The organism is Mycobacterium arosiense ATCC BAA-1401 = DSM 45069 (assembly GCF_002086125.1).
Lineage (GTDB): Bacteria > Actinomycetota > Actinomycetes > Mycobacteriales > Mycobacteriaceae > Mycobacterium > Mycobacterium arosiense.
This window is the reverse complement of the sequence record NZ_MVHG01000304.1, coordinates 1-291: the sequence shown is the minus strand read 5'-3', so window position 1 is coordinate 291 and position 291 is coordinate 1. Positions and strand designations below refer to the sequence as shown.

The following is a 291-nucleotide window of genomic DNA, read 5'->3' as shown; positions in this document are numbered from 1 at the left end:
CCCAAGAGCGTCATGGCCTCCGGGAGCCCGCATGAAACCGATCAAGCACCTCTACCTGCATTTCACCGACGGCCAGCGCCTGTCGCTGCGCTTCCCGCGCCAGCAGGACGACCCGGCCGAGGTTGCCCGCAGCATCCGTCAGCAACTGGACACGCCCTATCTCAGCGTCGAGGTCTACGGCGACCTGCTGCTGATTCCGCGGGACAGCATCAAGTACCTGCAGATCAGCCCGGCGCCGGCGCGCCTGGACGACGACGGCACGCTACGCGGCGCCGAGCTGATCGTCTGAGG

The 291-nt window shown here is 67.4% G+C and carries 1 protein-coding gene; it reads left to right on the top strand.

Going from position 1 to position 291, the window contains the following annotated elements:
- A partial coding sequence (locus tag BST14_RS31995; protein ID WP_368731266.1) for a hypothetical protein occupies nt 1-289 on the top strand: 289 nt, incomplete at its 5' end.
- Nucleotides 290-291: the final 2 nt, after the last annotated feature.